Source organism: Streptomyces sp. NPDC088197 (genome assembly GCF_044741185.1).
Classification (GTDB): domain Bacteria; phylum Actinomycetota; class Actinomycetes; order Streptomycetales; family Streptomycetaceae; genus Actinacidiphila.
Genome location: NZ_JBIUSD010000004.1, coordinates 272,552 through 291,105, shown reverse-complemented (window position 1 = coordinate 291,105; position 18,554 = coordinate 272,552). Strand labels below are relative to the sequence as shown.

The window sequence follows — 18,554 nt, the reverse complement described above, 5'->3', positions numbered from 1 at the left end:
GTCAGCTGTCGGGACAAAGGAGGCATAGCCGCGCTCGGCTTCGGGCCCGAAGACATCGGCCAGTGCTGCCGGTGCGTGCGCTGCTCACGCCGGTCCGAGCCAGCACAGCGCCTCGGGGAATGAGCCTGCACCAACCGGGCTCGTCGGTGGGGACGAAGCAGGCGTCCTCGGCGTGGGCGCGTCGCAGCCGAGCGCCTTACGAGGGCGACGAGCGGCCACGGTGACGGTTACCTCCGATCCCGGGCTCTATCGCGTACTAAGCTCGCGACCTTGACCATGGGTATTGGTGACCCCAGCGAAGTTGTAGCCACGGCCCAGAAAGCGCTCAGCGAAGTCAGCGGGTTGAGGTCCCAACGCGCTCTGACTGACGTGGCGGCGCTGTCCGATGCTGCCCGCCCCTTCGGGCGCAGGCCAGAGGTGGCCGAGCTGAGGCGGAGAATCGCCGATGTCGTCGCGCTATGGCCCGGCGCGAGTCGAAGCATCACGGCACATCCTTCAGGAAGTAGCCAGTACCGCCCACTTGGCAGCTGACGACGCCGAGCCGATCCGGTTCGCCGAAAACGATCTCTGGCGGATCCCTGGTGGCATCGTCGTGCGCATCGCCCGGCCGGGGCAGGACGCGGCAGCAGCGCGTGAAGTCGCCGTGGCAAGTTGGCTTGCCGGCCACGACGTCCGCGCGGTCGTGCCCCTGTCCATCGAGCAGCCCCTCGTTGCCGCTGGCCGACCGGTGACCTTCTGGCATGAACTGCCCGAGCACCAGCACGGCACCGCCCGAGGACAGCCCTAAGCTCAACTGCCTGGCGCAGATGGATCAGCGTGGCCACCAGTCGATCGACGAGCATCAGCTAGTGGCGAACTCCGGCACCCTCGGCCCGCTCGCGGATTCCGCCCCGCACAGCATGACGGCGGCCTGCCATGGCGCCGCCAACTCCTCGATCAGGCAAGCGAGATGACGCCGGGAGATCCCCGTGAACAGCCGGTGCGTCAGTACCGCCCGATTGACCTTGGGACCCGATGATGGTGGTGCGGCCGGACGCCGCTCGGCCGCGAATCGGAGACCGAAGCTTGAGCGCTCGGAGTGTGCAGGTTGTACGGCCTCACCCGCACCAGGGGCTTCGACGGGAACCCGTGAAGATGCTGGCTGCGCCAGAACGGGCGTCGGGGACTTGAAAACACCGGTGCCGGACCGTCCTGGTCGACAGACGGTCGAGCCGAGCGCCGTGCTCGGCCGACGCCGTAGCGCCCAAGCGCCACTGCCAGTGCGTCGGCGATGTCAGCGAGATTGACGAGATCGCCCTCGACCCGCAGCGGGTTGATGGGGATCACCGCGATGCCGTAGCAGCCCGTCGCGGCAACTGAAGTTCTCCGCCGCCGCACCAGGCCCGTCCCGCGTGGCGTCAGCAATTGTAAACGTCCCGGCGCATTTAACACCTCCGTCACCGGCTTCTCTACACGTCCCCTGCGGAGAGTTGGTTAATGGGCGTGTTGCGGCCGTCCTCGAACTCATCGAATGAACTGGAGGGTGCATATGAATGCTGATTCTGACTGTCCGTGCGGTGCGCACTCGGCCCTGCGGGACTCTGTGCCGGGCGCGAGCCAGCGGGTGTTTGACCTTGACGAGATCCGGGCGGACTTTCCCATCCTTTCGCGCCGGGTCGGAGGCGGTGTTCCGCTGGTGTATCTGGACAGCGCGGCCACCGCACAGAAGCCGGAGATGGTCCTGGCGGCCGAGGCCGACTTCTACCGTCTTCACAACGCCAATGTGCACCGAAGTTCCCACCAGGTGGCGCGTGAGGCGACGGATCTGCTGGAGCGGGGGCGGGCCAGGATCGCCGGCTTCATCGGCGCCCGGCCGCAGGACATGGTCTTGGTGAAGAATGCCTCCGAGGGGCTCAATCTCGTCGCATACGCGTTGGCGAACGCCTCCCGTGCGGAGCGTGAGTTGCGGTCCTTGGCGCTGGGGCCGGGGGACCGCGTGGTCATCACCGAGATGGAACACCACTCGAACCTGATGCCCTGGCAGCAGTTGTGCCGCCAGACCGGTGCGGAGCTGGCGTGGCTGACGATCACTCAAGAAGGACGACTGGATCTGGACAACCTCGACGAGGTGGTCAACGAGCGCACCAAGGTTGTGGCCTTCACTCACCAGTCGAACGTGTACGGCACGGTGAACCCCTTGTCGGTGCTGGTGAAACGCGCCAAGGAGGTGGGGGCGCTGACGGTCCTGGACGCGTGTCAGTCGGTGCCGCACTTCCCCGTCGACGTCACCGAACTCGGGGTGGACTTCCTGGCGTTCTCCGGGCACAAGATGTGCGGCCCCACCGGGACCGGGGTGTTGTGGGGGAGAGGGGAGCTCCTGCGGGCGCTTCCACCGTTCCTGACGGGCGGGGAGATGAATGACACCGTCGCCATGGGGCACTCCACCTACGCCGACCCGCCGCAGCGATTCGAGGCCGGCACTCCCATGATCGCCCAAGCCATCGGACTCGCCGCCGCCTGCGCCTACCTCGACACGCTGGGCCGCGACCGGATCGCCGAGCACTGCGCCCGACTGACCGCCCGCGCGCTCGAAGGGCTGGCGAACATCCCGGGCGCCCGGATCGTCGGCCCCGCTGACAGCCGTGATCGCGGGCCAGCGATCTCTTTTGCGGTCAAGGGACGCTTTCCCGACGAGATCGGAGAACACCTGGACGAGCGCGGGATCGCCATCCGCGTCGGTCACCTGTGTGCCCGTCCGGCGTGTGTGCGCTTCGGACTGCCCGCCACCACTCGCGCTTCCTTCTACGCCTACAACACCGAGGACGAGATCGACGTGTTCCTCGAGGCGGTCGCCGAACTCGCCGAACACACCGGGCATCAGGCGGGCGGTCCACCCACGCGGGAGAAGGCGGAGGCGCGTGCGGTCGCCTCTCCCGAGCCCGCGGCGGCTTCGGCCCCGTCTGAGCTGGTGACGGCCTTTTCCGACCGGGTGTTCACCGACGCGGCGACCGCGGTGGGAGGACTGGCTGTCTCACTCGGCGACCGCCTGGGTCTGTACCGGGCGATGGCCGGCGCGGGACCGCTGACACCGGCCCAACTCGCCGAACGGACCGGTACTCAGGAGATCTACGTACGCGAGTGGCTGCACACCCAGTACGGCGCCGGATACGTGGTATCACCCGGCACCGAAGCGGACGGTCAGCGCAACTACGAGCTCCCCGACGCCCATGCCCAGGTCCTCGCCCACCCCGACGCCCCAACAGCCGGCGTCGGCATCTTCACCGCACTGCAAACCCTCTACCGGGTCGAAGACCGGCTCGCCCAGTGCTTCCGCACCGGCGAGGGCGTGGACTGGAGTGAGTACCCGCCACAGATGTTCCGAGCCGTGGCGCGGTTCTTCCGGCCGGCCTACAACGCGAACATCGTCACTCGGTGGCTGCCCGCCCTCCAGGGAGTGCGCGAGCGCCTCGACAGCGGCGCCCAGGTCGCCGACATCGGCTGCGGGGTCGGCTACTCCACCATGCTGATGGCAGCGGCCTTCCCTCGATCTGCGTTCGACGGATACGACTACCACGCCGAGTCCATCGACCGGGCTGCGATCATCGCCGAAGAGCGCGACCTCGACGACCGCGTTCACTTCCACACCGTCGCCGCCGCCGACCTTGACGCCGACCGCCCGGCTTACGACCTGGTGACCTTCTTCAACTGCCTCCACGATATGGGTGACCCTCTCGCGGCCCTGAAAGGTGCACGCCGCATCCTCAAGCCGGCAGGCACGGTCATGCTCGTCGAGCCCAACGGAGAGGCGGATCCGACGATGAACACGCACCCCGTCAGCAAACTCTTCATGGCGCTGTCCGTAGGGTTGTGCTTGCCCGCAGCGGTCGCCCAGCACGGACCCCAGGCCCTGGGCAACCACGCGGGCGAACACGCGCTGCGTTCGCTGGCCCGAGAAGCCGGCTTCGCCCACTGGCGCCGTGCCGCCGAAACACCGCGCAGTGCCGTCTACGAAATCCGCGCCTGAACCCGGCGGGTAAGGACGATGCCCACCTGTACCCCCAGGGGGGCACACCGCGAGGCGGTATCCATTCGGTCGGCCCGTCTCTCGGCTCGGTACCACCGCGCCGCCCTGGCATCGGGCGTCGGTATCTGCCGGTAGCGCCCCCGTCGGGAGGGGCGGCCTGTCCAATCCCTCCGCGGAACGACGCCGGGCCTGGGCCGGCGCGCCCACTGCGAAGGCCGGGGGAGGTCTGGATGGAGGGGCTCCGCCTTCTGTGCCTCCAGCATATGCCGTGGCCAGTCACGGGCGATTTGCCTATATGTCAACTTCCGCAAGGCCCCTCCCGTCCAGGTGCTCAGTTTCCGCATACGGCGCGGTACTACAGGTGCGCTGCGATCTCGTCCATGCGTCCGTCTGCCGGCCGGAGGCCGGTAGTTTCAGTCGGGGAGGTCCTGGCCGACCGGAGGACGTGCTGGATGTCGTACTTCTGTGTCCGGTACTGCCGTTGGACGACGCTGAGCGGACCCAGCCCGGAAAGGGCGGTGAGGATCTGCCGGGTGAGGTGGGCGGAGTCGGGGCCACGTTCGACGAGCCCCAGGGTCGGTGCCCGCGCCAGATCGTCGGGGTGCAGGTCGCCGAGTCCGTCGATGTGCCGGTACCGCTTGGGAGGCACGATGGCCCCGGCAGCGGGGAAGGGGCCGTGCCCGACGGTGATGAGCAGGTCGCTCGCGTCCGTGACCGAGGCGGACGCGGCACGGAAGTCCGATTCCGCGTAGCACCACTGGTCGGGATGCTGCCCGCGCAGCCTGGGGAAGCGGGTCCGCAAGACGCCGAGGATCTCTGCGGCCGGCTCGACCGGGGTGCACGGAGAGAGGACGAACGACAGCCGGTCGGGGTCCGCCGGCTGGAAGTGACGGGCGTGCTCCACGGTGGCGATGACGGTGACGGCGGTCCCACTTTCCCCTGCGGCACCGGGCACCTGGGGCACTCCGGACCGCCCGAGCACCACCACCGTCTCGCCCCGGGCGAGGAAGTCGGCCGTCAGCATCTGGCTTGCGAGGCGGTGCGGGCATTGCCGGGACGCCCGCCCGCTCGGCAGGCTGCGGAGCGGGCGGGCGTCCTGAGCGGATCCGGCAGAAGCGGCCGGCCCGCGGAACAGCCCGGCGCACCGCTCGTCGGCGGAAACCAGAAGCACGCGCCGGGTCCTCATCGCCTGCGTCCACTGGTGCACCGCGTCCTCGGCCTCCTGCCAGTGCCCGGCAGACGCGACGGCGATGCCCACTGCCGTACCGTCGGGTTCGAGGTACGTAGTCCCGAAGACGGCTTCCGTGTTCCGCCGCGTCGGACCGTGAGCGTCGAGGGCTCCGAACGGCTCTTCCCGCACCTCGGCTCCCGCGCGTCCAAGCCACTCCGTCACCACGCCGGACGCCGGACACCGCACCTCGCCCCTGGTGGGATGGAGGAAAGTCGTGGCGATACGGAAGTCCGCAGTGGAGCGGTCTGCTGTGACATTGAAGCGCTCGGTCTTACGTGTCCTGTTCATGCCCAGCCCTGCCTTACACGATCTGTCCTATGTCCGAGTCATAGGACTGGCTCAAATCAGCAGAGCACAGACAGGTCTGCGCATAAAGGAAAAGGCCCGCTTTCGAATATCTTTCCGGAGATTCCCAGCCACCTTTGACGGGCTGCGGTCAGCAGCGCACGGGGCCGTACTCCGCCGTGACCTGGGCTGGTTCGGAGGGGGACGTTTGCCCTGGCTTGCGCGGGCGGCGGTCAGAACGGCCGTGGTGGACGCCGGGCGCCCGCGTAGCCCGGCGGCGCGGGCGCTGACGCGGGCAATTCGACCGATTTCTGCCTCCGGCGCTGTCCTGCGGCCGGGTCGGCAGAGGGCTGGCCGGGCGGCGGGCCCGGCATGCGCGGCTTGAGAGCCGGCGCAGCCCAGTGCCGCACTGATAGTTCACCGACCCGACCCTTGTCGAGCCGTTCTCGACCGGTGCCTTCCTCAGCGCATGCCGGACGTCGCGCCGTCCCGGTCCGGGATCAGCGCGCTGTTCCGGCGCAGTAGGGCCGCGACTGCCGGAAGCGTACGGTAGGGGCGCAAGCGTGCGGCCAACTCGTTGCGGGCCCGGTCTATGCGCCGGGAGGTGAGGCCGGGGATGATATCCAGGAAGCCGTGCCAGGTCTGGCATGCCGCTTCCACGTGGCCCTGGGCGAGTTGGCGCTCGGCCAGGCGCGCGAGCAGGATGGCCTGCGAGCGGGCCTCGCCAGGTCGGCGTAGGCGTACGGACCGTTCCAGCGCGAGGAGCGCGTCCTTCTTCTGCCCCAGGTAATGCATCACCACAGCTTCCTGATGGGCGAAGGCGGCGGTGTCGAACGCTCCGACGTCGTGGGGCGCGTCCGATGTCCGGCCGAGGTTGCTTTCGGCCCGGCCCAGCAGGCGCAATGCCTCCTTCTTGTTGCCGGACGCCGCCTCGGCCACGCCCAGCTGTCCGATGAGGCTGGCCCGGACGTGGCGCGGGGCCTGCCGGGCGCCTCGCGCTACTGCCGCCTCGGCCAAGACGCGAGCGTTGGCGAAGTATCCGAGGGCGCGGGACTGGACGCTCAGCGCACGCAGGGCCAGCGCTGCGCCTGTTTGGTCGTCGGCGCCCTCGCACAGGCTGAGGCTCAGCCGGTAGAGGGACTGAGCGGTGCCCTGGCGCTCGTCGTCGAAGTTCATGAAACCGCACAGGTAGGTCAACCGGGCAGCGGTCGTGAGCAGTTCACGGCGGACACCGGGCGAGGCCGGGGCCGACAGCCAGGGCGCGACGGTGTGGGCCAGGAACCCCTGGAGCGCGGGCCTGGCGTGTCCGCCCCCGAAGGTGCGGTCCGCAACAGAGAACAAAGTGACCATCGAGCCGGCCCAGCGCAGCTCGGCGGCGGACGGGGCCAAACCCTCAACAGCCGCACCGTCCGGCCAGGCCATCGGGATCTCCTCGGTGCCGGGCAGGCTCGCTGCCCGATAAATGCGCGTGGCCCCGGCCGCGGTGGACGGCTTGTCGAGACTCGTCAGCAGGACACTCCTCCAGTGGACGCTGTTCTCCTGCTCAGCGGTCGACGCCGGGGCCTGTTTCTTCGCAAATCCTGCGTCGAGCGGCGTAACCCTGCGGCCCAGGCGGAGCGTCAGAACCTCCGCGACCAGGTCGGAGACGGGCGGACGGGGCGTGGTGCCCGCCAACCACTGGGATACCGACGCCCGCTGGTAAGACAGCGCCAGCCCGGATGATCGGCCGGCCCGGTTGACGGCTTGGGCGAGTTGCTCACCCGTCCACCCGGCCTCGGCCAGCAGCGCCCGTAACTGCGAATTCGGCACGTTCAGTTTTGCCATGACGGCTCCTCGGCGAACGGCGGGAACGCCCTGCGACCGCGGGTGGAGGGAACCCGTCGCTATGGCGCTCGCTCTGGGAGCGTGCTCTCGCCCGAAGCAGGCTGTCAAACTCCTGGCGTCGTTGTCGGCCGAGGAGATCAGCAGCGTTCCCGGCTGGCCTCGCCGGTCGTCAACTCCTCCCCGTCAGCTGCTTGGCGGTGAGCAGCCCCGCGTGCGGGGCGTCCAGATAGGGGCGCCAGAACGTGTCGGGGCCAGCCGCGGCCGCGTCCGACAGCCGGTGCCTGTGCCACTGGGAGGGACCGAATCCGGTCTCGGCGAGAGCCTTTTCCAGGGTTGGTGCGCTCCAGTAGTGCGCGGTGACATGGGTGTCGTAGGAGCCGAAGAGGATGTGCAGGTCGACCTCGCCGCCGTCCTCGCGCCCGTGGAGGGGGTTCAGCCGGAAGCCGTAGCGGGAGTAGTAGTCGGGGTCGGCGGGAAGGTCTGGATGGATCGGGAGCGTCACTAACTCCCCTCCCGTGCGCAGCGCTCCGGCCGCGGTCCGGAACAGGTCCACCAGTTCCGGATAACTGCTCGCGTACGGCAGCACGTAGACGGCCAGCACCAGGTCGAACGTGCCGTGCAGTTCGGCGGGCAGCGGACCGGCGACGTAGCGGATACCGAGCCGCTCGGCCTCCTCGCGGCGCCGGGCGTAGCCGATCATCCCTGCCGACTCGTCCAGCCCGGTCACCGCGAACGCGCCGCGTCCGGCCAGCATGCGGCTGTACACCCCGCTGCCGCAGCCGAGGTCCAGGACCTTCCGCTCGGCGTTCACCGTGCCGACTGCCCCCAGGACTGTGGGGAACTCCAGGTGCTGGCGGAAGGGTAGGGCCGAGAAGTCCTCGTAGAGCTGGGCCAGGGCATCGAACTGACTTGACATCATGTCGTCACGTCTTTTCCTTGCTGGAGGACGGAGGAGGTGGCCGGGGTTCCGTGCCGCAGCGCGGAGCCACCGGGGAGGGCGGCCCGCGGCTGACCCGGCCCTGCGCGCCGGGGTCAGCCGGCCGGGAGGTGGCCCATGTCGGTCCAGTGCGCGGCAATGTAGGCCGTGCACTCCTGGCGGCGCGCGGAGCGGACCACCGCGGACCAGCCGTCCGGGATCTCGGCGAAGGCCGGCCACAGGGAGTACCGGCCCTGTTCGTTGAGCAGCACGTGGAATGTGCCGTCCTGGTCGTCAAAGGGGCTGTCGGTCATCACTGTCTCCTGATCAGTCGTCCTTAGGTGCGACGGGGGCGAGGAATCCGCTGCGGGTGAGCTCCCGGACGTATTTCGGGAGCAGTTGGTCGGTGGTGGGGCACGCCTGGCCGGTCAGCGCCCTGACGGTGTCCCAGGTCCGCGTGCAGGACAGCGCTGGCATCCGGTCCTCAAGGTAGAGTTCGAGGACGCTGGTGCCGGACTGCTCCAGGCGTTCGGTGAACAGCGGCAGGAACGGCGCTATCTGGGACTCGGCGTCCCGCGCGGCGTGCGCGGCCAGACGGTCCACCCATATCTTCCACGGGACGGTGTCGACGGTGTGGCCGGCTTGGTTGAGGTGCTCGACGAGGTCTTCCAGCAGGGCGTAGCGCGGGCTGTTGAGGTGGTACGCAGAGCCGTTGGCCGGACGGTCCAGCGAGAGCCGGACGATGGCGCGGGCAACAGTGTCCACCGGGGTGAAGTCCATCGGCAGCCGGATGTCGGGGGCGGCTCCGACATCGGTGAAAGACTTAATGAGGCTGCACAGGAAGCCGTCGGTCTTCCACGCCCCCGTTCGGGAGTGGCCGGTGACGTCGTGCGGCCGGTAGATGGCGAAGGGCAACCCGAGGGCTCCGGCCTTTCGGATCAGCTCCTCGGCCACCCACTTGGTCTCGGGGTACCCCATGAAGAGGTGCTCGGGGTGGACAGGGATGCTGCCCTCGTGGACGCCCCGGACACCGGACAGGCCGGCGGCCGAGAAGACCGCCTGGGTGGAGACGTAGTGGACGGACTTCGTCCGGCCGACGGCGGCGAACCGGACGACCTCCCTCGTGCCGCCGACGTTCACCGGGGAGAGGGCGGAGTAAGGGTAGAGGAAGTTCACTTGTGCGCCGTTGTGGTAGACGAGGTCCGTCTCCTCGGCGAGCCACCGGTAGCGCTCCGGGGTGAGACCCAGGCGGTCGGCGGCCAGATCCCCGGCGACGGCGACGATCCGCGAGGCGTCCCGGTCCGCGACTTCCAGGCCGTTGCCCCGCAGGGCCGACCTGACCCGCAGCAGTGCCTGTGCGTCGTCCGCGGCCCGCACCAGGCAGTGCACCGTCAGATCCGTGTCCGCCAGGAGGGCGGCGATCAGGTGGGCGCCGAGGAAGCCGGTCGCCCCGGTCAGCAGTGCCTGGCGGGGGCCGCTCGCGCGGGACGCCAGCGTCGCGGCGAAGTCGAGAGCGGTGCCCGGGTCCGACTCGGCGGCGAAGTCGGGGAGGATGCGCCGCCGGGCCGGTACGGAGGGCGCGGCGCGGGCGGTGCGCACGGCCGCGGTCAGTGCGTCAGGGGTCGGGTTGGCCAGCAGCGCCTGGAGTACGGCGCGGCTGTCCTCGGGGCGCAGTCCGAACGCCTTGACCGTGCGGGCGACCAGCCGGGTGGCCTGGAGCGAAGTGCCGCCGTGCGCGAAGAAGTCGTCACGCGGTCCGGCTCGGCGGCCGCCCAAGGATCGCGCCCACAGAGCGAGCACCTGTTCGCCGGTGTCGTCCTGCGGCGCCGCAGCGGGCGAGGCCGCGGCAGGAGTGAGGGGCCTGGCGGCGAGAGCGGCCCGGTCGGTCTTCCCGCTGGTGGTGAGCGGGAGCCGGTCCAGCCGGACCAGTACGTCGGGCACGAGGTGCGGGGGCAGCTCGGCGGCCAGGTATCCGCGGACAGACTCGGCGGAGGGGCCAGTGCCGTCGACGGTGAAGTAGCCGACGAGGCGCTTGTCGGCGGGTGAGTCCCCGTGGACGACGACGGCGGTCCGGCCCACCTGGGGATGGCGGGTCAGCGCGGCCTCCACCTCGCCCGGTTCGATGCGGCGCCCGCGAACTTTCACCTGATCGTCGTTGCGCCCGGCGAAGACCAGGTTGCCGTTCGCCGACCGGAAGCCGAGGTCGCCGGTGCGGTACATCCGCTCGCCGGGGAGCCCGAATGGGCAGGCGACGAAGCGGGCGGCCGTCAGCACCGGCCTGGCGACGTATCCGTCCCCGACGCCCTCCCCTGAGATGTACAGCTCGCCGACGGTTTCGTCCGGCACTTCGCGCAGACGCGCGTCGAGCACGGACACCCGGCTGCCTCCGAGCGGGCGGCCGATCGGCACCGGGTCCCGCACATCGCCCTGGAGCCGGAGCCGGTGGCTGGTGGCCGCTACGGTGGTCTCGGTGGGGCCATAGGCGTCCACGACGGTGAGATCGGGGCAGTGCGCCAGCACCTCGCGCACCGCGGCGGCCGGTACCGCCTCCCCGCCGGTCCACAGCTCCCGGACGCCTGCCAGGCAGCCCGGATCCTCTTGGGCAACCAGTTGCAGCAGGCTTGCGGTGAGCAGCAGCGAGGTGATGCGGTACTTCGCGATGCAGTGGGCCAGCCCGGCGATGTCGAGTGGTCCGTCCGGTGCCAGCACCGCCTGGTGGCCGCTGAGCAGCGGCGCCCACAGCTCGTACGTCGAGGCGTCGAACCCGTACGATGAGTGGACCAGCACCCGGCTGTGCGCGGCACTGCGCAAGCGGGGGTCCAGGACCAGCGCAGCGACGTTGGCCTGGGTGACCATCACGCCCTTGGGGGCGCCGCTGGAACCCGAGGTGAACATCACATATGCCAGGTCACTCGCGGCCGGCGGGCGGGTGCGCTCGGCGTCGCCCAGGTCGTCGGGGGCGGCCACAGCCAGTTCCCTCGCCGTCTGCGGGGCGTCCAAGAGCAGCACGTTTGCGGCGAGGCCGTCAGGCAGCCGGTCGAGCAGGCGGCTCTCGGTGAGGGTGAGTGCCGGGGCCGTGTCCGCCGCCATCTGCGCCAGTCGCGCTGGCGGATGGCCCGGATCGAGCGGCAGATAGGCCCCGCCGGCCTTCACCACTGCCAGGACGGCGACGATCTGGTCCGTCGAGCGCGGCAGCAGCAGGGCGGCGGTCGTACCGGGGCGGACGTGCCGGTCCACCAGAAGGCGGGCCAGTCGGTTTGCGCGGGCGTTCAACTGCCCGTACGTCAGCGCGCCGTGGGCGCCGCCGATCGCGGCCTCAATGTTGTGCGCGGCGGCCTGGCGTTCGAAGAGGTGTGACAACGGCGGGGTGGTGGTCATGGAGCGGGGTTCCTTTCCGTTCGGGCCGGGTGGGCGGTGGGCGTCGCGAAGGACGCGGCCAGGAGCCGGCTGAGCGATAGTCCCGGGTCACCCGCGGCGGCGGTGAGGAAGCGCCTGAGCCGGCCGAGGACCCCGACGACCGTGCCCCTGTCGTACAGCCTCGGGTCGTACTCGGCGTCGCAGGTGAGGCCGAACAGTTCGCCGGCGGGGTCGCGCCGCTCCCAGAACTCCAGCAGCAGGTCGAACTTCACGGCGCCGTTGTGGGGCACAATGACGTGGGCCGGACGGACGCCCAGATCGACGGTCGGCCAGGGGATGTTCTGGAGCACGACGACTGTCTGGAACAACGGGTTGCGGCCGAGACTCCGCGGCGGGTTGAGCCGTTCCACGACCCGTTCAAAGGGGACGTCCTGGTGCTCGAACGCAGCCAGCACCGTGCTCCGGACGCGGTCCAGGAGTCCGGCGAAGGAGGGGTCGCCTGATGTGTCGGTGCGTAATGTGAGGGAGTTGACGAAGAAGCCGATCGCCTCCTCCCACCGAGGGTCGCTCCGGCCGGCCGTCACCGTGCCCAGCGGGAGGTCTGTGGCTGCGGCCGACTCGGCCAGCACTGCGGCCACCCCGGCCTGGAGCACCATGAACAGCGTCGCCCCGTTGCCGCGTGCCAGCGCGACCAGCTCTCGGTGCAGGGCGGCGGGCCAGAAGGCGCCTACTGAGCCGCTGCCGCCGCCCATTCGCGCGCCCGGCGTCCTGGGGCGGTCGTACAGCCCCGGGAGTTCGGCGGGCAGATCCGCCAGCGTCTTCTCCCAGAAGGCGAGCTGGTCGGCGGCGGGCCCGGCGGAGTCGGCGCCGGCCCCGAAGGCCCGATCCTGCCAGACGGTGAAGTCGGCGTACTGCGCGGGTGCTTCGCGCGGTGCCTCGGCCCGCCCGGCAAGAACGGCCCGGTAGGCGGCCGCCAGATCCCTGGCCAGCGGCCCCACGGACCAGCCGTCGCACGCGATGTGATGCACGACCAGCACCAGGACCGACCCGGCGAGGTCGGACCGGCCGCGCAACAGCCATGCCCGTAGAGGCGCTTGACGGGTGAGGTCGAACGGCTCGGCCACTGCCTCCCGCACCGCGACGTCGATCCCGTCCGGCTCGACGCGCTGCGTCCGTAGCGCCAACGGGCAGTCGCCGGGCGCCAGGACGTGCTGGACGGGCTCCCCGTTCAGCACCGGGAAGATAGTGCGCAGGCTCTCATGTCGCTCGACCAAGGCGCTCAGCGCCGCCCGCAGGCCGTCCGGGTCCACCGGGCCGTCCACCGGAATGAGCAGCGGCACGTGGTAGGCGGGGCCGGGGTCGAGCTGGTTGAGGTGCCAGAGCCGGGCCTGGCCGGGGGACAGCGGAAGCGGGTCAGGGCGCCGCTCCGTGCGGCGCGGGCCCGCTTCCGGCGGCCTCGGTCCGCTTCCGGGATCCCCGCGGCGGGCCGCGCTGACCAGGTCGGCGACCGCGCCGAGCGAGCCGGCATCAAAGACGGTGCGGATCGGGAGGCCGACGCCGAACTCGCGGCGCAGCAAGTAGGTGAACCGGGTGATCTGGAGAGAGTTGGCGCCCGCGTCGAGGAAGGCGGCGCCCTGCTCCACCGGGGGCAGCCCCAGCGCGCTCCACAACGCGGCGACCCGGTTCCGTGGCTCGTCGTCCCCGGCTGCGGCGTTCGTCGGCCCGTCCGGCAGCGGGCGGTCCGCGAGGAGGGCGCGGTCCACCTTGCCATGGGCGTTGAGGGGGCAGCGCGTCCAACGGGATGACGGCGTCCGGCACCAGGTGGGGCGGCAGCGTACGGCGCAGGGAGGCCCGGATCCCGGCGCTCTCCAGGGCGCCGCGCGGACGTACGTACGCCACCAGCCGTTTGTCGTCGGGGCCTGTCTGATGGACGACCACGGCCGCCTGCGCCACCTCCGGCCTGCCCAGCAGGGCGGCCTCGACCTCGCCGGGCTCGATGCGGTGCCCGCGCACTTTGACTTGGGCGTCGGCGCGGCCTATGAAGTCCACGACGCTCTCCGGCAGCGAGCGTACGAGGTCGCCGGTGCGGTACATCCGCTCGCCCGGCGCGCCGAAGGGACAGGCCACGAAGCGCTCGGCCGTGGTCTCCGGTCGGCGCAGGTACCCGCGGGCGACTCCCGCCCCGGCGATGAAGAGCTCGCCGACCTCTCCGGCCGCCACCGGCCGTAACCGGGTGTCAAGCACGAAGAGCCGCTCCGTGTCGAGCGGGCCGCCGATCGGGATGGACGGACCGGCCGCGTCCGCTGTGGTAACTCGCTGCTGGGTGGCGAAGGTGGTGGTCTCGGTCGGGCCGTACACATGACGCAGCACGGTGTGCGGAGCGGCGCGAAGGAAAGCCCGCATGGCCTGCGGTGAACAGGTCTCGCCGCCCGTCAGTACCTCGTCCAGACCTGCGAGGGCCGCCGGGGCGAAGCCGGTGATGACGTTGAACAGCGCCGTGGTGAGGAAGACGGCCGAAGCGCCGCTCGCGGTGACGACGGCGCCCAGCCGGTCGGAGTCGAGGGCGTCCGCCATCATTATGGCCCGGCCGCCGTTCAGCAGCGGCACCCACAGTTCGTAAGTCGCGGCGTCGAAGGTTTGCGGGGAGTGCACGAGCACCGCGCGGTGCGCGGGAGTGCTGAAAAGGCGGTCGGAGGCGAGCGCGAGGATGTTGGCGTGTGTGGTGATCACCCCCTTGGGGCGCCCGGTGGAGCCGGAGGTGTACATCACATATGCCGAGTCGTCACCGCTGCCGCTCATAGGCCCGCGCCCATCCTCCGTACGGCCCCGGCGCGTCCCGGTGAGGGAGCACAGGAACGCCGGGTCGTCCAGGACGATCCATGCGGCCCGGCCGGCCGTCGTGTCGGTACCGAGGCGAGCGGCGATCCCCCGTCGGGTGACCAGCGCGGCGGGTTTCGCGTCGTTGAGCATCAGGGCGATCCGGTCCTCCGGATAGGCTGCGTCGAGCGGGAGGTACGCCGCTCCGGCCTTGAGGATCGCCAGCACTGTGACGGCGTAGTCGGCCGAGCGTGGGAGGGCGAAGGCGACGATGTCGCCGGCCCGGACGCCGTGCGCGGCGAGGCGGTCGGCGCGCGCGTCCAGTTGTGCGTAGGTTAGCTCGCCGTCGTCCCCGGCCACCGCGACAGCGTCCGGCGCCACCCGCGCCTGCCGCTCGAAAGCCGTCGGTACGGTGAGGGCCGGTTCAGCTGCCATGGTGGCATCGGCCGGTATCTGCGCACTCGTCACACTCACGTCCTTGGCGTTGTGTCCTGACAGATGGCTGCGGTCTCCTGGCTGGGATCCGTTCTGATCCGATGACGGCTGCCAGGGACGGAATCCGCAGGCTCGGCAGCTCCGCGGGCCCGTCAAGGAAAGTGACGATGCCGGCTCGGACCGTACCGGCGCGTCCGGGCCGGTACGTGCTGCGGACTCCTCCCAGCTTGGTGCGGCGACCTTGCCGAATACGGGGTCTGCCAGATCGGGACTGTTAAAAAGTCGGCGCTGTCAACAACAGACCGACCATGCGCGGGCGGCAGCGGTGGCCCGGACGAGAACGCCGAGGCGGTTCTTTGAGCCGGGTGGGCGGCCGGGGCCGGGTGTGGTGGGTTTCGGTACACCGGCTGGAGGACCAGTCGTCGTGCGGAGGTGCCGGAACCCGCGCGGGACCCGGGCGGGCGTGCGACGTCGGCGTCGGTGGCGCCGGTGCGTGACCACCACAGCCAGACCGGCTTGTTCACCCCGCTGCGGTTCAGGCCGGCGTACAGGGAACCGTGCCCACGGCGATGCTCGGGCGCCAGCGCCAGGTCGACCAGCGATCACACCGGTCCGTCCGTGCAGAGCACGGCGTCGGCCAGCTCGAACAGCGCGTCCGCACGGGCGGTCAGGCGATCGTAGAAGTCGGTCCGGAACCGCGACAACACGGTCAGGGACTCGACGCGGACAGCACCGTTCAGCAGACTCACCCCCGCGGCCTTGCATGATCAACAGCGTCTCGACAACGCACATGACCACATGGGGGCTGTGGTCTCATCCCTTTCACGATGACCAAGCCAGAGCGGGGAACCGCGCCGCCCGGGCGGACATCGGCGAGGCAGACACCGAGCCCATGGGCATGGCAGGCGTGGGCCAGCCACACCGCCGATGTGATCTTGACAGTGCTATGTCTCAGGCCAACTGCGTTACTGCATGACCGCCCCTCCCTCGCGCCGTGAACATCCCACATCCCATTGCACCCAGGTTGGCCGGGATTCTTCTCGCTCCTCCTCTTCGGATTGGGCAACGGTGTTTGAAGGGGCTACGGGCGGACGTTGAGCCCCACGTTTTGAGAGGAACGGGTTACGTGAAGGTACGCAGGCACATCACCACGATCACGGCCACCGTCGCGCTTGCGGGGTTGGTCGGCTTAGGTCTGGCGGCGCCAGCGCAGTCGGCCCCGCAGTCCTGGAAGTGTCGTGACGCCACCGCCTCGACCACCGGGGCGAAGATCGCTGCATCCATCTGCTGGAGCGGGAGTACGGCCAAGGTGGCTGGCCAGGTCTACGACACCAAGGCCGACAGGCACAGCGGCTGCGGAGAGATCATCAAGGCCTCCAACTCGGCCTACAACTACTGTGCTCGCAAGGGTGCGGGGACATCGGTGCACTTCGTCACCGGCGAATTCCACTACAGCCATCCCGTGTGGATCAGGGCATGCACGGAGAATGGTCCCGCATCCGGTCAGAAATGCTCAGCCTGGCACTGACGGACACGCCCGATGGCCGCCAACGTCTTGAACTGATACGGGCCCGCACCCACAGGTTGGTCGACATGCCACCTGGGTGCGGGCCCCCGCGGGGAACGGTCACGGCGGCCGTTCCCCGAACGGAACCTCTGAGGCTGGTGTGATGGGAGGGAGCGGAGCCGCGACGCTGATCAGCGTCTCCGCCCCGGACCCGCCGAAAACGCTCGGGACCTTGATCGTCCTCATGTTCTCCAGGGGCACCTTGGCCCAGGGTCTTGCCTGATTCGGAGGAACCGAGGGCTCACGTCTAAAAGCAGAACCAGCCGTTCTGCACGAAACCCTCCGCGTTCACGTTGCCCCAGGCGAAGCCCCGCACGTACTCGCTGCCGAACTCCGCATAGTTCTGGTGCACGGTGAACGTTTGTCCGTAAGTGAGATGGTTGAACGGCGTGCCACCGTAGGAGCTACGGACATCGAGGGTCTGAGCGCACACGGTCATGCGCTGACCTATGTTGCCGTCGTTCGCCCAGAGGTAGGGGCCGCCGGCATAGGCAGCGGACTGGGTGACGGTGAGCATTACCGCCGTGAATATGGCGGTGAGAGAGCTTCCGAGGATGGCACGCCGCGCCAACCGCCGGGGACGACGGTCCGTGCGCAGGGTCGGTTCGAACTGCTGACGTAACGCTGACGCGACCATGGGGTTGTCTCCTTGTCACGGGGACTTACGGCACGGACACAGTAAAGGGACAGGCAGGCATGCGACAGCCACCCGGGCCAGTAACCGACAGGGTCAAGCCACCTTCGAGTATCGGTAGCCGATGAACTGCCATGGCCTCCCCTTGATGATTGAGGTTCCGAAACAGGCATTTAGCTTGTTCTTAAAGTCTCCTTGGGGGCTGGGGTTGCCTCAGGTGCTGCTTGATTGTCAGACCCCCTCGGTACGGTCGACGCATGAGAGCTACGGCAACGGCAACCTTCACCGTCAAAGCGTTCGTCCCTACCGAGCTGAAGCCCGGGCCAGCCGTATCCACGGCGCTGCCGGTCGGTGTCGCGACCATGGAGAAGCACTACGAGGGGGAGGCAACCGGCCGCTCGGCGACCTTGTTCACTTCCGCGTTCGACCAGACGACCGGCGTGGGCACATACATTGCCATGGAGTCGTTCGACGGATCGCTGCACGGTCGGCAGGGTTCCTTCAACTTCGCGCACTCGGCGACAACGTCTGGCAACGACCGCACTGCGGAGTTCTTCACCATCGTGCCCTCAAGCGGCACCGGCGAGTTGGCGGGGATCGTTGGCGCTGGCGGGATGGCTGTGGAGGCTGACGGCACGCACCGTATCTGGTTCGACTACCAGCTCGGCTGAGCGGCAGGCTTTGGAACGGCGCCGCCTGACATCCGTTGGCCTTCCTTCTCCTGACCGGCCGGGTGGTCACTCCTCTTACCGACGCCGGACGACGCTCCGAACGTGATTACTCGTACGGGGATTCCTCGGACATGAACACGGCCGGCTGGTGGCGACGCTGATCCATCCGCGGCACGACCTGCCGCACTCGGCGCTGGGGCTGCTGTTCGGCGTCGACCGGTCCACCGTTACCCGGGCGATCGGAGAGATGCGCACGCTCCTGGCGGAGCGGGGGTGCGCAGTTCCCGACCGCCCCGGCCTGCGGCTTCGGACGCTGACGGATGTGTTTGCCTACGCCCGGGCCGAGGGCGTCGAGTTGCGTTTGGACGCCACCGAGGTTCAGGTCCGCCGGCCACCGGTCGGCCGCGGCGGACGGCGCGCGTTCGTCTCGGGAAAGAAGAAGCAGTTTGCCTGGGCCTGAGCCGCGACCACCGTGGGCAAGCGATCACCCCTCCGAGAAAACCCTGCCCGTGGGCACTACCCGGCAGAGCGGAACAGCGGGAACGAGACCGCCACGGCCACTCGTCCGACCGAATCACCGTCGGACGCGCCCTCGCCGATCACAAACGCTGGAAGCAGCTCCAGCGCTGGACCCATCGTCGTGACCGCCTCCCCGACACCTACCGAGCCATCGCAGGCATCGTCTCCGACCGCAACATCACTGCCTGAAATCGGGCCATGCACGGTGCAGGCGGTCACCCAGGTCGTCCACACCGAACGAATCGGGGGAGCAGGAACTCGCAGCCGCGGACTTGGCGCGTGGGCCGTCCCCTCC

At 69.6% G+C, this 18,554-nt stretch carries 12 protein-coding genes and 3 pseudogenes; 5 read left to right on the top strand and 10 right to left on the bottom strand.

The annotated features are described in order from the left end of the window. Nucleotides 1-445: 445 nt before the first annotated feature. Nucleotides 446-787 (top strand): phosphotransferase, encoded by a 342-nt coding sequence (locus ACIOC1_RS13385; RefSeq protein ID WP_401853967.1) that lies wholly within the window; start codon nucleotides 446-448, stop codon nucleotides 785-787. Here the strand turns inward: ACIOC1_RS13385 and ACIOC1_RS13380 are convergent. Then, nucleotides 771-988 (bottom strand): annotated as a pseudogene (locus tag ACIOC1_RS13380) (IS5/IS1182 family transposase); the annotation flags it as partial. The gene ACIOC1_RS13385 and the pseudogene ACIOC1_RS13380 overlap by 17 nt on opposite strands. Nucleotides 989-1,510: 522 nt before the next feature. Here ACIOC1_RS13380 and ACIOC1_RS13375 point away from each other — a divergent pair. Beyond that, the gene (locus ACIOC1_RS13375) at nucleotides 1,511-4,003 is read left to right on the top strand and encodes a SufS family cysteine desulfurase (RefSeq protein ID WP_401853964.1); all 2,493 of its coding nucleotides are present in this window, start codon (nucleotides 1,511-1,513) and stop codon (nucleotides 4,001-4,003) included. 355 nt (nucleotides 4,004-4,358) lie between these two features. Here the strand turns inward: ACIOC1_RS13375 and ACIOC1_RS13370 are convergent, their stop codons facing one another. The 8 genes and pseudogenes from ACIOC1_RS13370 to ACIOC1_RS13335 all read right to left on the bottom strand — a co-directional run. Then, entirely contained in the window at nucleotides 4,359-5,261 is a 903-nt protein-coding gene (locus ACIOC1_RS13370) for a hypothetical protein (protein ID WP_401853962.1), read from the bottom strand. 720 nt (nucleotides 5,262-5,981) lie between these two features. Beyond that, nucleotides 5,982-7,343: a hypothetical protein gene (locus ACIOC1_RS13365; RefSeq protein WP_401853960.1), complete on the bottom strand. Its 1,362-nt coding sequence runs from the start codon at nucleotides 7,341-7,343 to the stop codon at nucleotides 5,982-5,984. Nucleotides 7,344-7,512: 169 nt separating this feature from the next. Continuing rightward, complete coding sequence (locus tag ACIOC1_RS13360) at nucleotides 7,513-8,262, bottom strand: class I SAM-dependent methyltransferase (RefSeq protein WP_355345482.1); 750 nt, start codon at nucleotides 8,260-8,262, stop codon at nucleotides 7,513-7,515. A gap of 113 nt (nucleotides 8,263-8,375) precedes the next feature. Next, nucleotides 8,376-8,573 (bottom strand): MbtH family protein, encoded by a 198-nt coding sequence (locus tag ACIOC1_RS13355; RefSeq protein WP_355345479.1) that lies wholly within the window; start codon nucleotides 8,571-8,573, stop codon nucleotides 8,376-8,378. Nucleotides 8,574-8,586: 13 nt separating this feature from the next. Beyond that, nucleotides 8,587-11,637, bottom strand: a complete 3,051-nt coding sequence (locus tag ACIOC1_RS13350; RefSeq protein WP_401853958.1) for an amino acid adenylation domain-containing protein — start codon at nucleotides 11,635-11,637, stop codon at nucleotides 8,587-8,589. Further along, nucleotides 11,634-13,259 (bottom strand): condensation domain-containing protein, encoded by a 1,626-nt coding sequence (locus ACIOC1_RS13345; RefSeq protein WP_401854283.1) that lies wholly within the window; start codon nucleotides 13,257-13,259, stop codon nucleotides 11,634-11,636. Before ACIOC1_RS13345 ends, ACIOC1_RS13350 begins: the two co-directional genes overlap by 4 nt. After that, nucleotides 13,144-14,868: an amino acid adenylation domain-containing protein gene (locus tag ACIOC1_RS13340; RefSeq protein ID WP_401853956.1), complete on the bottom strand. Its 1,725-nt coding sequence runs from the start codon at nucleotides 14,866-14,868 to the stop codon at nucleotides 13,144-13,146. The genes ACIOC1_RS13345 and ACIOC1_RS13340 overlap by 116 nt, the downstream gene beginning before the upstream one ends. 518 nt (nucleotides 14,869-15,386) lie before the next feature. Then, nucleotides 15,387-15,608: pseudogene (locus tag ACIOC1_RS13335) on the bottom strand (transposase); the annotation flags it as partial. Nucleotides 15,609-15,994: 386 nt separating this feature from the next. Between ACIOC1_RS13335 and ACIOC1_RS13330 the strand changes: the two are divergent. After that, nucleotides 15,995-16,396 carry a hypothetical protein gene (locus ACIOC1_RS13330; protein WP_355345470.1) on the top strand — a complete coding sequence of 134 codons (402 nt, stop codon included), beginning with the start codon at nucleotides 15,995-15,997 and terminating at the stop codon, nucleotides 16,394-16,396. Between the two features lie 286 nt (nucleotides 16,397-16,682). Here the strand turns inward: ACIOC1_RS13330 and ACIOC1_RS13325 are convergent, their stop codons facing one another. After that, nucleotides 16,683-17,072, bottom strand: a complete 390-nt coding sequence (locus tag ACIOC1_RS13325) for a hypothetical protein (RefSeq protein ID WP_401853955.1) — start codon at nucleotides 17,070-17,072, stop codon at nucleotides 16,683-16,685. Nucleotides 17,073-17,326: 254 nt separating this feature from the next. Here ACIOC1_RS13325 and ACIOC1_RS13320 point away from each other — a divergent pair, with 254 nt between their 5' ends. Together ACIOC1_RS13320 and ACIOC1_RS13315 are read left to right on the top strand one after the other, a co-directional pair. Continuing rightward, a complete protein-coding gene (locus ACIOC1_RS13320) occupies nucleotides 17,327-17,740 on the top strand; it encodes a DUF3224 domain-containing protein (RefSeq protein WP_401853953.1) in 414 nt (137 codons plus the stop codon). A 142-nt stretch (nucleotides 17,741-17,882) separates the two neighbouring features. Further along, nucleotides 17,883-18,448 (top strand): annotated as a pseudogene (locus ACIOC1_RS13315) (transposase family protein); the annotation flags it as partial. Between the last annotated feature and the right edge of the window lie 106 nt (nucleotides 18,449-18,554).